The sequence below is a fragment of the Streptomyces sp. NPDC033270 genome (assembly GCF_055576575.1).
The window spans coordinates 1-13,361 of record NZ_JBVIRA010000049.1 but is presented as its reverse complement, the minus strand read 5'-3'; the positions used below and the strand labels follow the sequence as shown (position 1 = coordinate 13,361).

Below are 13,361 nucleotides of genomic sequence, written 5' to 3'. Positions count from 1 at the left end.
CCTCGGAGCCCTCAGCTCCGTTTGGGTGACTTTTCCCAGCCAACTACCGATCATGTGGGAATTCCCTTCCCCGGTCGACCGCGCGGTGCACATCGATGTCAAATGCACTGCCCGGCGCCGCCACCACGGCCGCGCCGATCACCCGGCCACCGGCCGCCGCTACCGCCCGCGCCGCCTCGGCCAGCGTGGCCCCGGTCGTCACCAGATCGTCCACCAGCACCACTGGCTGCCCCGTCAGCAGCCTCCCGGCCCCGCGCCGCACCTCCAGCGCACCCGTGACGTTCGCCAGCCGCTGCCGGGCGCTGAGGCCCGCCTGGTCGGCCACGGCGCGCCGCTGCCGCAGTACGGGGAGGACCCGGGCCCCTGCCCCCTCCCCCACCCCCGCCCTCCTGAGCGCACCGGCCGCCGCCAGGGCGATCCGGCGCACCGGATCATGCCCCCGTCCGGCCACCGACCTGCGGGCCGACGGCACCGGCACCAGCAGCAGCGGCCCGCCGCCGGGCCGCAGCCCCCGTACCGCCCCGGCCAGCACCGCCCCCAGCGGCCCGGCCAGCCGCAACGCGCCCCGTTCCTTGTGCGCCAGCAGCACGGCCCGCACCTCGTCGGCGTACGGCGCACCCGCCCACACCCGCGGCAGCCCCGCCGGCTCCGGCCTCGGCCGCACCCGCCGCGCCCCGCGCCCGTCCCGCGCGAGCGCCTGGCGGCATCCCCCACACAGCTCCGTACGCGGCCGACCACACCCCGCGCAGGCGACCGGCAGGATCAGACCGGCCAGTTCGCGCCACACCCCCTGCATGGCTCCACTTTCCTGCCGTCCGGGTCCGGCCGCCACCCCTGTGGATAACCTCGTGAAGCTCCCCCGGGGCCCAGGTCCGGCGAGGCGTTGACGCAGGTCAGCGGCACTGGCCCGGGACACGGTCCGTCGAGCGGGCCGAGCCCGTCGGCAGCCGGACCTCCGGCAGACCGGGGCGGCCGGTGGTGTCGGGGAGCCGCCCGTCGTGCAGACCGTCCGGCCGCGGAACGGGTGACCGTGTCACCCGTTCCGCGCGAGCCGCCCGCCATGGCGGCACCTGCCCGCTCGGGCACCCGGTCACCCGGTCGCCTCGCCACGTCACCCGGCCACCCCGTCATCCGGGATAGACCGGCGCCGTCCCGTCCTTCGCCACGGTCTTCCAGTTCGCGTCCGGAGGCAGCCGGACGATGCCCTCGGTGGCATCGGCGATCAGCGGCCTGGTCTCGTCCTCCGAGGCGGCGACCGCCTTGACGCCGTTGACGCCGGGCAGCGTCTGCGCGTTGGACGCCGAGCCGTCGGTCTCCATGAACTGCATCTGCTGCACCCCGCCGGACTCCCGCCCGACGACCACCAGCCGGCTGCCGCCCGCCCAGGACGCGGCCACCACGTCCTCCAACTGCGGGGCGATCGGTCGCAGTTCCTGCACGGACAGCACCGGATGCGCCGAACTGCCGTCCCGCTCGACCCGGCCGAGCTGGAGCGTCGTACGCCCCTTGTCCTCCACCAGGACCGCGATCCGGATACCGTCCGCGGCCACCTTGATCGCCTTGATCCGCCGCCCGCCGAGACCGGGCACCGCGACCTCTTCGGGGTCGCCCTTGCCCTCGCGTATCCGCAGCAGCCGGGAGCCGTGGGCGTCGCGGTCCGCGATCCACAGGTCCCCCAGACCGTCCCAGCTCGGCGCGGTCAGCCCCTCGTCGGCATGCTTGGCCGAGCCGGTGCTGGTCAGCAGCGCTCCGCCGCGCTCGACGCCGTCCTCCATGGCGGCCACGTACAGCGACCGGCCGTCGTTGGAGACCCCGGCCGCGGTGTTCTCGCCGCGCGAGATGGCGACCGAGCGCAGGGGGGTGCTGCCCGTACCGAACGGACCGCGCACCGGCATCGGTTCGGTCGCCGAGTCCGACATGGCGACAACCTTGTGGTCGGCGTCGATGAAGTACTCCTTGGGGGCGCGCCCGGTGGGCTGCGGCGGCGCGAAGTCGCGCTCGGCCTGGTCCTGGGACAGCACACACAGCGAGTTGCCGCCGTCGTCCTGGAGCTCCACCTCGCTGATCTTCGAGGCGCGTGTCATGTCCTGGACGGTGAAGAAGAGCTGAGCGGCCATCCGCTTGCACTGGGTGGTGTCGGTGTTCACCGCCGCCTTGCTGAGCTTGACCCGCAGCGCGTTGGAGTCGTCCAGCGCCAGATCATGCGCCGCGAGCCGGGTGCCGCGGGGGAACTCCGAGGTGGTCACCTGGTTCAGCCAGTCGGTGGGCCCGGACAGCAGCGCCTCCACACTGGCCGTGATCGGCTTTATTCGCTGCCGCAGGTAGACCGGGTCGGCGACGAGCACGTTGCGGCTCGCCTTCGGCTCCTCGGACTCCGAGTTGTAGGAGGCGAAGTAGTACTTGTTGACGGAGCGGTAGATGCGCTGGAAGTCGGACAGGCCCAGCACCAGCCCGTCGGGCAGCCGGTCGATCCGCCACTGGCCCTCCTCCTTGATGAGGTGGATCGTCTGGCGGTACGGCTTCTCCTGCGGGGTGTAGGCGTGGTGGTCGTCCACCGACGCCACCTGGCTGCCGGAGAGCGTGACGGTGTAGCCGTTGACGTCCTCGCGGTTGGGCTGCACCTTCGGCTCGGGCTTGGGCCGCTCCTGGAGCACCTTGGTGACCTGGAAGGGCCGCCAGGTCCGCCTCGCCGACTTGGCCAGATACTGCGTGGCCGTACGGAAATCCGCCTCGTCGCTGGTCGTCGCGTCGAGGAAGCTGCGCACGATGTTGGTCGGCTGCGCGCCGTCCTGCGGAGGTACGCCGTAGACCCGCACCTGCGAGTCGCCTTCGGAGCGCGGCGACTGGTCGACCGCCGTGACCTCCCCGCTGTCCGGCATCGACGCGCACCCGGCCAGCAGCGCCGCCGCGCAGCCGAGCAGGGTCAGCTTGCGCGCCCGCCCGGCTCCCCGGCGGGCGCGCGTACGGGACGTGGGCGCCACTACGCGCTCGCTTCCGCGCTCAGTGTCCACGCAGCCCGTCCTCCGATTCCACGCCCCGCCCGGTTTCCCGCTCCGCCCCACCGTCACCGGCCGGCACGTCGGTGTGCGCACCCTTGTCGCGCGCCGTCTCCCCGTTTCGTACGCCCCCGCTCTGCGGCATCACACGGGCGCCACTGCCGGGCAGCGCCGTGGGGTCGGCGGTCGCACGGGCCATCGCCCGCGGTTCCGCGGCGAGCGGCTGGGCACTTCCGGACTGCGAGGACCGCGCCTGGGCCGGGATCGTGGATGCCTTGCGCCCCGTCCCGGCGCGCGGCTGCCCCGTCTCGTCCAGCCCGCGGTTGCGGCGTGAGTCCTCCGGCTCCAGGGGTATCGGGGAGCCGCGCAGCGGCTCGCCGGCCGTACGGGGCAGGGTCAGCCGGAACTGCGAGCCGCCGCCCGGCTCGCCCCAGGCCTGGAGCCAGCCGCCGTGCAGCCGGGCGTCCTCGACCGCGATGGACAGGCCGAGTCCCGTACCGCCGGTCGTCCGGGCCCGGGCCGGGTCCGCGCGCCAGAAGCGGTTGAAGACCCTGGTGGCCTCGCCGGGCTTGAGGCCGACGCCGTAGTCGCGCACCGCGACGGCCACCGCGCCGCCGCTGCGGCTGCCCGCGGAGGCCAGCCGCACCACGACGTCCCGGCCCTCGCCGTGCTCGACGGCGTTGACCACGAGGTTGCGCAGCACCCGCTCCACCCGTCGGGTGTCGGCCTCGGCTATGACGGGCTGCTCTGCGCCGCGCACCAGGATGCGGGTGCCCTTCGCCTCGGCGAGCGGTTCGGCGCCCTCGATGACGCGGTGCACCACATCGCGCAGGTCTATCGGCTCGGCCTCCAGCGCGGCCGCGCCCGCGTCGAACCGGCTGATCTCCAGCAGCTCGGCGAGCAGTGATTCGAAGCGGTCGAGCTGGCCGCGCAGCAGCTCGGCGGAGCGTGCCGTGGCGGGGTCGAACTCGTCGCGCACCTCGTGGATGACGTCGGCCGCCATCCGTACGGTCGTCAGCGGCGTGCGCAGCTCGTGCGAGACGTCGGAGACGAAGCGGCGCTGCATCCGGGACAGCTCCTCCAGCTGCTGGATCTTGACCTGGAGGTTCTGCGCCATCTTGTTGAAGGACTCGCCGAGCCGGGCGATGTCGTCCTCACCGGTGACCTTCATCCGCTCCTGGAGGAGGCCGGCGGCCAGCCGCTCGGAGATCCCCGCGGCCATCCGTACGGGCGTGACGACCTGCCGGACGACCAGCCAGGCGATCGCGCCGAGCAGGATCACGACGAACACCCCGGCCGTCGCGAGCGTGCCCGTCACGAGCTTGAGCGACTCCGCTTCCTGGCTGAACGGGAAGAGGTAGTAGAGCTGGTACTGGTTGCTGTTGATGTCGTTGAGCCGCTTGCCGATGATCAGCGCCGGGACGCCGTCGTCCGACCCGATGCGCTTGATCTGGGTGTACTGGCGGAACGTCCCGGACTTGGTGTCCAGCTTTCGCCGCAGCTCGGCGGGCACGCTGCGCTCGGGGTCGACGTCTCCGGAGGCGCGCGGCCCGCGGGTGCCGGGGCTGGAGTCGCCGAACGGTTCGTCGGAGTCGGAGCTGAGCGCCACGACCGAGAAGACCCCTTGGCCGCCGCTGGCGAGCTGTTCGACCAGGCCGGTCAGCCAGGTCGCGGAGTCCTGGGTGCCGCGGTTGCCGGTGCGTGCGGCGTCGTCGCTACGGGTGTCGTCGGCGCCGTCGGCCATCTTCTGGGCGACGCCGAAGCCGCCCACCGCCTGGCTCTGCGCGGCCTGCGCCTTGGCCGTGAGCAGGCCGTTGCGGACCTGCCCGACGACCACGACGCCGAGCAGCAGGACCACGGCGAGTGACATCAGCAGCGTGGTCGCCACCACGCGCAGCTGGATGTTGCGGCGCCACAGCCGCAGGGCGGGCAGCAGCGGCCGGCGCACCCAGCGGCTGAAGAGCCGCAGCAGGGGGTGGACCGGCCCGCTCACGGCGCCGTCGGGCAGCAACTGCCCACCACGCAGCAATCGAGCAGACAACTTACCCGAAAAGGACATATCACCCGCCGGACCGACGGTGCGCCCCCGCTTTCCCTCCGGGGCCGAACCGTCCCGGACCATCTCAGCTGGGCCCCGCCTTGTAGCCGACACCGCGAACGGTCACCACGATCTCCGGACGCTCCGGATCCCGCTCGACCTTGGAGCGCAGCCGCTGCACATGGACATTGACCAGCCGGGTGTCGGCGGCGTGCCGATAGCCCCAGACCTGCTCGAGCAGCACCTCACGCGTGAACACCTGCCACGGCTTGCGCGCCAGCGCCACCAGCAGATCGAACTCCAACGGGGTCAGCGCGATCGACTGGCCGTCCCGCTTGACCGAGTGGCCGGCCACATCGATGACCAGGTCACCGATGGCCAGCTGCTCGGGGGCAGGCTCCTCCGAACGCCGCAGCCGCGCCCTGATCCGGGCCACCAGCTCCTTGGGCTTGAACGGCTTGACGATGTAGTCGTCCGCGCCCGATTCGAGCCCGACCACCACATCCACCGTGTCGCTCTTGGCCGTCAGCATGACGATCGGCACGCCGGACTCCGCCCGGATCAGCCGGCACACCTCGATACCGTCCCGCCCGGGCAGCATCAGGTCGAGCAGCACAAGATCGGGCTTGGTCTCGCGGAAGGCAGCCAGGGCCTTGTCACCGTCCGACACGAACGACGGTTCAAAGCCTTCGCCGCGCAGCACGATGCCGAGCATCTCTGCCAGTGCGGTGTCGTCGTCGACGACCAGGACGCGTCCCTTCATTTGGCCATCATCCCATTACCTGATCGTGACTTTCTCCATCGTGATGTGGAACACACCTCGGCGAGCGCTTCCCGGGTCACCGGCGACACCACTCCGGCCTCCGTCACGATCGCCGTCACCAGCTCCGGCGGAGTGACGTCGAAGGCCGGGTTGTAGGCCTGCGCGCCCAACGGAGCCACCGATATGGCGCCGCCCGTAACCGCCGCGGACCCCTGCACGCAGGGCAACGAGAACTCCGTCACTTCCTGCCCCGGCCGCTGCTCCACCTCGATATCCGCCCCCTCCTCGGTCTCCAGATCCACCGTGCTGGTCGGCGCCACCACCACGAACGGAACGTGGTGGTACCGCGCCAGCACCGCCAGCGGATAACTACCGACCTTGTTGGCCACCGAACCGTCCGCCGCGATCCGATCCGCCCCGATCAGCACCGCATCCACCTCACCGCCGGCGAACAGCGACCCCGCCGCACCGTCCGCCAGCACCGTGTACGCCATGCCCGCCCGCGCCGCCTCATAGGCGGTCAGCCGCGCCCCCTGCAGCAGCGGCCGCGTCTCGTCCACCCACAGCCGGCGCAGCTCACCGGCCCGATGCGCCGCGAGCACCACCGCCAGGGCGGTGCCCTCGCCCCCGGACACCAGCGCGCCCGTATTGCAGTGCGTGAGGATCCGGTGACCGCCGCCCGGCAGCAGCTCGCCCAGCAGCGCCAGACCGTGCTCCGCCATCCCCACGCTGGCCTCGATGTCCTCCGCGTGTACGGCCCGGGCCTCCGCCAGCGCCGCCGCCGGGGCATCGGCCCCGCCGGCCAGCGCCGCGCGATAGGCGCCGGCCGCCCGACGCACGCCGTACCCCAGATTGACCGCCGTCGGCCGGGCCTGCGCCAGCGCCTCCACGGCCTCGTCCACGTCGAAGCCCCGCGCCGCGGCCAGCGCGACGCCATACGCACCCGCGATGCCCAGCAGCGGCGCCCCGCGCACAGCCAGCGTCCGGATCGCCTGGACCAACGCCGGTACGTCCGTACACACCAGCTCGACCTCCTCCGCCGGCAGGCGGGTCTGGTCAAGGAGGACCAATACGGGCCCCTCCGGTGGCTCCTCCCAGCGCAACGACGGGATCGCGGGCGCCCCGGCGCCCGCCTCGGATACCTCGTACTGATCGCCCATCCACTCAGTCTGCCGCCGACCCACCCTCGAACATAAGGTCCCCTCACTCTCAGGGCGCGGGTACACAACGCCGGGCGCCATGACACGATGACTGGCACCGCGGACCCCGGACCCCGGCCGTCCCGGCGGACGGACAGTAAGAAGGAGCGACGATGAACAACTCTCCGGGCTGGGCCTCGCCCGGATCCACGCCCTCCGACGAGCCGGCCCGCGGCACACAGGAGCAGCCCACCCAGCCGGCGTCGGAAGACCGGCCCGAGCCCGCGGAGCAGCCCACCCCGCCGAACTGGTCCAAGGAACAGCCGCCCGCCGGCCAGTGGTCGGCCCCCGCCGGCATCCCCAGCCAGGGCGGCCCCCACGGCAGCGGCGGTCAGGGCACGGCCGACGACCGCACCCGCGCCTCGTCGTCGAGTTCGGGCAAGCCCGGCTGGGGCAGCCGACCGGCCCCCGGCCAGCAGCCTCCCTGGGGCGGCGCCTGGGCCGCGACGCCGCCGGCGGCCAAACCGGGCGTCATCCCGCTGCGCCCGCTCGGCATCGGCGAGATCCTCGACGGCGCGGTCTCCACCATGCGCGCCCACTGGCGCACCGTCCTCGGCATCTCCCTGATCGTCGCGGTCGTCGCGCAGACCGCCGTCACCATCGTCACCGGAGTGTGGTTCCGGGACGGCGGCCGTGCGACCACCATCTCGAGCGACAACGTCCCGCCGCTCCGCGACACCATGCGACAGCTCGGCGACACACTCGCCGGCAGCGCCATCACCTCGGCGATCGGACTGCTCGCCACGATCATCGCCACCGGTCTGCTCACCATGGTCGTCAGCCGTGCCGTCCTGGGCCGCGAGGTGACCGCCGGGGAAGCCTGGCGCGACGCCCGCGCCCAACTCCCCCGCCTGCTCGGCCTGCTCGTCCTGCTCCCGGCGATCGTCACCGCGATATTCGCGGTCGGCGTGGCTCCCGGCGTCATCGTCGCCGCCACGGGCACGCTCGACATCGGCCTGCTCCTCGCCATGTTCGGTGGCCTGGCCGCCACCGTCGTGAGCATCTGGCTGTGGGTCCGCTACAGCCTCGCCTCCCCCGCGCTGATGCTGGAGAAGCAGGGCGTCATCGCGTCGATGCGCCGTTCCGCCAAGCTCGTACGGGGCTCCTGGTGGCGGGTTCTGGGCGCCCAGCTGCTGGCCTACCTCCTGATCGGCATCGTCGAGTTCATCATCCAGATCCCGGCCACCCTCATCGCCTTCCTCATCGGCGGCGAGAGCCTCATGTCGTGGGCGAACGGCACCAGCAACGGCACCGGCTGGTCGTTCCTGATCGTGCTGGGCATCGGCGCGATCATCAGTTCCACCATCACCTTCCCGATCAGCGCCGGCGTCACCGCGCTCCTCTACATGGACCAGCGGATCCGCCGCGAGGCCCTCGACCTCGAACTCGCCCGCGCCGCAGGCCTCCCCGGCTACGCCACCGACGCCCCCGCCAACGAGACGCCGACGGCCACGACGACACCCGCCGACGAGTCCGGACAGCACCCCACCGACACCGCTCCCGGAAGCTGATGCGGTGACCACAGGGGGGAACATGGCCGCGCTCGGACGATTCATGGCGCGTACCGACGACGACATACCCGTGCGGACTCCTCGCCTCCCCGCCCGCGAGGCGGCCGAGCGCGAGCTGTCCGACCCTCGGTACCACCAGCACGACCCCAACCCGATCCAGCGAGCCCTCAATTGGCTCTGGGACCGCGTCAACGAGTTGTTCGGCGCGGCCGCCGGCACCACACCGGGCGGCTGGATCGGGCTCCTCGCCATCGCCGCATTCGTCCTGCTGCTGGTCGTCGCCCTCCGGCTCCGGCTCGGCGCGGTACGTCGCACGCCCACCACTGGCGGCGCACTCTTCGCCGACACCCCCCGCACGGCCGCGGAACACCGGGCAGCCGCCGACCGCCACGCCGCCGCGGGCCACTGGAACCAGGCCATCCAGGACCGCATGCGCGCCATCGTCCTCTCCCTCGAAGAACGCGCCCTGCTCACGCCCGGCCCCGGCCGCACCGCCGACGAGGCCGCCACCGAGGCCGGACGGGCACTCCCCCCGTACGCCGACCAACTGCGCACCGCAGCCCGCATCTTCGACGACGTCACATACGGCGGCCGCCCCGGCACGGAGCAGGCATACACCCTCCTGACCGGCCTCGACACCGACCTCCAGCGCGCCAAGCCCACTCTGGCCGCCACTGCGACCAGGAGCCGCGGATGACCACGGCCACCACGGACCGCCTCGCGCTCTCCCCCACCACCCGCCGGCTGTGGACCCGCTCGCGTGGCCCCCTCCTCGCGATCCTCCTGCTCGTCATCAGCGGCATCGTCCTCGCGGCCTTGCAGTCCGGGGAGCAGTACGGCCGACTCGACCCCCGCTCGGCGGACCGGTCGGGCAGCCGGGCACTGGCCCAACTCCTCGCCGCCCGCGGTGTCTCCACCCAGGTCGTGACGACCTCCGAGGAGGCCGCCGCCGCGTCGGGCCCCGGCACCACCCTGCTCGTCACCGACCCCGACGTCCTGACGAGGCGCCAGCTGACGAGCCTGTACGCCGCAACCGCCCCCAGCCCCGGACGCACCGTGCTGATCGCCCCCGGCACCTCGGCACTGGAGACTTTCGCCCCCCACGTCGAGGTCAACACCCCGGTCGGCAACTCCCCGAACCCGCCGGCCTGTTCCCTGCCCGAAGCCCGCCGCGCCGGCAACGCCCTCCTCGGTGGTCTGCGTTACGCCACGCCCGCCGACGGCGTCGACCGTTGCTACCCCGTCGGCGGCCGGCCCACCCTGCTGCGCCTGCCGGCGGCCGGCGCCGGCCGCGACACCGTGCTCCTCGGCTCCGCCGATCTCCTCTCCAACCAGCACCTCGCCGAGGACGGCAACGCCTCGCTGGCACTTCAACTCCTCGGTTCCCACAAGCATCTGGTCTGGTACCTCCCCTCCGTCAGCGACCCGTCGTCCGCCCAGGATGACCAGCGCAGCTTCCTCGACCTCATCCCCTCTGGCTGGCGCTGGGCCCTGCTCCAACTCGCCTTCGCCGCCGTACTCGCAGCTGTCTGGCGCGCACGCCGCCTCGGCCCCCTGGTGCCGGAAAAGCTCCCCGTCACCGTCCCGGCCGCCGAGACCACCGAGGGCCACGCACGTCTCTACGAACAGGCCAACGCCCGTGACCGGGCCTCAGCCGTACTGCGCTCCGCGACCCGCACGCGACTCGCCCCCCTTGCAGGCGTGTCCCCGGCTCACGCCCACACCCCTGACGTCCTCGTCCCCGCCGTACAAGCCCACATGGCTCCACCCCCTGACGCTGGAACAGCTCTCCACACCCTCCTGTTCGGCCCGGCTCCCGTGGACGACCGGGCCCTGGTCCGCCTCGCGGACCAACTCGACGAACTCGAATCCTCGCTCGTTTCCCAAGAGAGGCACGCCCCCCGTGAGCACCCCGACCGCTGACCGCGCCCGAGCCTCCCTCGAGGACCTGCGCACCGAGATAGCCAAGGCCGTCGTCGGCCAGGACCCCGCCGTCACCGGCCTGGTCGTCGCACTCCTCTGCCGCGGTCATGTGCTCCTCGAGGGCTCCCCCGGCGTCGCCAAGACCCTTCTCGTACGCGCCCTGTCGACCGCTCTCGAACTCGACACCAAGCGCGTCCAGTTCACCCCCGACCTGATGCCGAGCGATGTCACCGGTTCGCTGGTCTACGACGCCCGCAGCGCGGAGTTCTCCTTCCAGCCCGGCCCCGTCTTCACCAACCTGCTGCTCGCCGACGAGATCAACCGCACACCTCCCAAGACCCAGGCGTCTTTGCTTGAGGCGATGGAAGAGCGTCAGGTGACCGTCGACGGCACCGCCCGTCCCCTCCCCGAGCCGTTCCTCGTGGCCGCCACGCAGAACCCCGTGGAGTACGAGGGCACCTATCCGCTGCCCGAGGCCCAACTCGACCGGTTCCTGCTGAAGCTGACGGTCCCACTCCCCGCCCGCAACGACGAGATCGACATCCTCACCCGTCATGCGGCCGGCTTCAGCCCCCGCGACCTGGGCGCCGCAGGTTTGCGCCCCGTTGCCTCCGCCGCCGACCTCGACGCGGCCCGAGACGCGGTCGCCAAGACCTCGGTATCCCCCGAAGTCACCGGCTATATCGTCGATATCTGCCGTGCCACCCGCGAATCCCCCTCGCTTGCATTCGGCGTCTCCCCCCGAGGAGCCACCGCCCTGCTCTCCACGTCACGCGCCTGGGCCTGGCTGACCGGTCGCGACTATGTGACCCCTGACGACGTGAAGGCGCTTGCTCTTCCCACGCTCCGACACCGTGTCCAGCTCCGCCCCGAAGCGGAGATGGAGGGAGTCACCGCAGACTCCGTGATCAACGCCGTACTCGCGCATCTCCCCGTCCCCCGTTAAGACGACACCGTGGCCCTCACCGGACGCACCGCCCTCATCTCCGCAGTCGGAGCCCTCTTCGTCGGCTTCGTGCTGCCCAGCTGGCTCGGCATCCTCATCGTCCAACTCGCCCTGCTGATAGCTATTTTGTTCGACCTCGCACTCGCCGCGCCAGTGCGAAAGCTTCATTTCACCCGCACAGGTGACACAACCGTTCGACTAACAGGCGAAGCCCACACACACCTCACCCTCACCAACCCGAGCCGCCGCACCCTGCGGGCCACGATCCGCGACGCCTGGCCCCCGAGCTCCTTCCACCCCGGCTCGGGCATCCCCGCGTCCCGTCACACGGTGCGCATCCCCGGCTCCGAGCGGCGCCGGCTCACCACCGCGCTGCGCCCCACCCGCCGCGGCGACCACCATGCGGTCCGCGTCACCGTCCGCTCCTACGGCCCGCTCGGCCTGGCAGCCCGTCAGGGAAACCACCACGTCCCCTGGACACTGCGTGTGCTGCCGCCCTTCACCAGCCGCAAGCACCTGCCCGCCAAGCTCGCCAGGCTCCGCGAACTCGACGGCCGTACCAGCATCCTCACCCGTGGCGAAGGCACCGAATTCGACAGCCTCCGCGACTACACCCCCGGCGACGACACCCGGTCCATCGACTGGCGCGCCACCGCCCGCCGCCAAGACCTCGCCGTACGCACCTGGCGCCCCGAACGCGATCGCCGCATCCTGCTCGTCCTGGAAACCGGTCGCACCTCGGCAGGCCGCGTCGGCGACGTCCCGCGCCTCGACGCATCCATGGACGCCGCCCTGCTGCTCGGCGCCCTCGCCGCCCGTGCCGGCGACCGCGTGGACCTCCTGGCCTACGACCGCCGCGTACGCGCCTCCGTCCAAGGACACGCCGCCCGCGACGTCCTCCCGGCCCTGACCGAGGCGCTCGCCCCGCTCGAATCCGAACTTGTCGAAGCGGACGCCCGCGGCCTGGCCGCCACGATCCACCGCCGCACCCCGCGCCGGTCCCTCATCGTGCTCTTCACCGGCCTGGATGCGGCCCCCGTAGAGGAAGCCCTCCTCCCCGTCCTCCCCAGCCTCACCCAGCGCAACGAACTCATCGTCGCGGCCGTAGCCGACCCCCGCATCGAGGAAATGGCAACCGGCCGCCACACCCCCCAGTCCGTTTACGCCGCCGCAGCCGCAGAACAGACTCGCGCCGCCCGCCGTCGCACCGCGGACCGCCTGCGCCACCACGGCATCACCGTCATCGACGCCACCCCGGACCGCCTGGCCCCCGAACTGGCAGACGCCTACCTCACCCTGAAGTCCACCGGCCGGTTGTAAGGCCGCCCCGGCCTCCCCCACTCCCCTAGGGCAATTCCGATAGCTCTTCGGCTCCGCGACCTCATCCAAGGGCCATCACAACTACCTAGGCCGGAGGGGAAAGCCCTCGGGCAGCGTGCCCTCGACGAACAACATCCCCACCCGAACCTTGCCTTCTCGTATCGCCCGGGCACGGCGGTACTCCGGGGAGTCGTACCACTTCCGGACCCGGTCCATGTCAGGAAGCTCGATTGACATAAGCAGGCATGAGATCCCCCGTCGCTAGGGCACGGCGTGTACTGATGTCACGGCAGAGACTATGGGGACAAGCGCCGGGAGATCAGAGCTATCGCGCTTGTTTCCTGAGGCCGGCCCCTGGGCCTACGCAACGGATGCCGGATAGAACGGATGCCCTGATAGCAATGCATCGGGGAGCGGACGAGGTAGCCGGCCAGCCAAACGGGACACGAGCGACACCACCCATTCCGTCTCTCCCCTCCCGGATCCCGGAAATGCCGGACTCTACGTATGGTCCCGGAACGCAAAATAGCCTCGTTCCCCGAGTCGAAACTCGGGGAACGAGGCTATTTTTTTCAAAATTTGTTCGGCGGCGTCCTACTCTCCCACAGGGTCCCCCCTGCAGTACCATCGGCGCTGAAAGGCTTAGCTTCCGGGTTCGAAATGTA

General features: G+C 71.8%; 11 protein-coding genes and 1 rRNA gene. 5 read left to right on the top strand and 7 right to left on the bottom strand.

Features of this window, described 5'->3' with window-relative positions; translation table 11 throughout:
* Nucleotides 1-43: 43 nt before the first annotated feature.
* The 5 genes from ACZ5XZ_RS37925 to mtnA form a co-directional block, all read right to left on the bottom strand.
* Complete coding sequence (locus ACZ5XZ_RS37925) at nt 44-796, bottom strand: ComF family protein (RefSeq protein WP_468986844.1); 753 nt, start codon at nt 794-796, stop codon at nt 44-46.
* A 331-nt stretch (nt 797-1,127) separates the two neighbouring features.
* A complete protein-coding gene (locus tag ACZ5XZ_RS37920; protein ID WP_468986842.1) occupies nt 1,128-3,011 on the bottom strand; it encodes an LpqB family beta-propeller domain-containing protein in 1,884 nt (627 codons plus the stop codon).
* Entirely contained in the window at nt 3,001-5,118 is a 2,118-nt protein-coding gene (gene mtrB, locus ACZ5XZ_RS37915; RefSeq protein WP_468986839.1) for an MtrAB system histidine kinase MtrB, read from the bottom strand. The genes ACZ5XZ_RS37920 and mtrB overlap by 11 nt, the downstream gene beginning before the upstream one ends.
* Nucleotide 5,119: 1 nt before the next feature.
* Nucleotides 5,120-5,797, bottom strand: a complete 678-nt coding sequence (gene mtrA, locus ACZ5XZ_RS37910; protein ID WP_030416996.1) for a two-component system response regulator MtrA — start codon at nt 5,795-5,797, stop codon at nt 5,120-5,122.
* Nucleotides 5,794-6,957 (bottom strand): S-methyl-5-thioribose-1-phosphate isomerase, encoded by a 1,164-nt coding sequence (gene mtnA, locus ACZ5XZ_RS37905; protein WP_468986838.1) that lies wholly within the window; start codon nt 6,955-6,957, stop codon nt 5,794-5,796. The genes mtrA and mtnA overlap by 4 nt, the downstream gene beginning before the upstream one ends.
* A 152-nt stretch (nt 6,958-7,109) precedes the next feature.
* On the opposite strand from mtnA, the gene ACZ5XZ_RS37900 reads away from it, so the two are divergent.
* From ACZ5XZ_RS37900 to ACZ5XZ_RS37880, 5 genes are read left to right on the top strand one after another with little or no spacing between them, the layout of a single operon-like run.
* Entirely contained in the window at nt 7,110-8,507 is a 1,398-nt protein-coding gene (locus ACZ5XZ_RS37900) for a DUF7847 domain-containing protein (protein WP_468986836.1), read from the top strand.
* 4 nt (nt 8,508-8,511) lie between these two features.
* Nucleotides 8,512-9,204 carry a DUF4129 domain-containing protein gene (locus ACZ5XZ_RS37895; protein WP_468986834.1) on the top strand — a complete coding sequence of 231 codons (693 nt, stop codon included), beginning with the start codon at nt 8,512-8,514 and terminating at the stop codon, nt 9,202-9,204.
* Nucleotides 9,201-10,430 carry a DUF4350 domain-containing protein gene (locus tag ACZ5XZ_RS37890; RefSeq protein WP_468986832.1) on the top strand — a complete coding sequence of 410 codons (1,230 nt, stop codon included), beginning with the start codon at nt 9,201-9,203 and terminating at the stop codon, nt 10,428-10,430. The genes ACZ5XZ_RS37895 and ACZ5XZ_RS37890 overlap by 4 nt, the downstream gene beginning before the upstream one ends.
* A complete protein-coding gene (locus tag ACZ5XZ_RS37885) occupies nt 10,411-11,376 on the top strand; it encodes an AAA family ATPase (protein ID WP_468986830.1) in 966 nt (321 codons plus the stop codon). The genes ACZ5XZ_RS37890 and ACZ5XZ_RS37885 overlap by 20 nt, the downstream gene beginning before the upstream one ends.
* 9 nt (nt 11,377-11,385) lie before the next feature.
* A complete protein-coding gene (locus ACZ5XZ_RS37880; RefSeq protein ID WP_468986829.1) occupies nt 11,386-12,696 on the top strand; it encodes a DUF58 domain-containing protein in 1,311 nt (436 codons plus the stop codon).
* A gap of 81 nt (nt 12,697-12,777) precedes the next feature.
* Here the strand turns inward: ACZ5XZ_RS37880 and ACZ5XZ_RS37875 are convergent, their stop codons facing one another.
* Together ACZ5XZ_RS37875 and rrf are read right to left on the bottom strand one after the other, a co-directional pair.
* Complete coding sequence (locus tag ACZ5XZ_RS37875; protein ID WP_468986827.1) at nt 12,778-12,933, bottom strand: DUF1330 domain-containing protein; 156 nt, start codon at nt 12,931-12,933, stop codon at nt 12,778-12,780.
* Between the two features lie 344 nt (nt 12,934-13,277).
* Nucleotides 13,278-13,361: ribosomal RNA gene (gene rrf, locus ACZ5XZ_RS37870) — 5S ribosomal RNA — on the bottom strand; the annotation flags it as partial.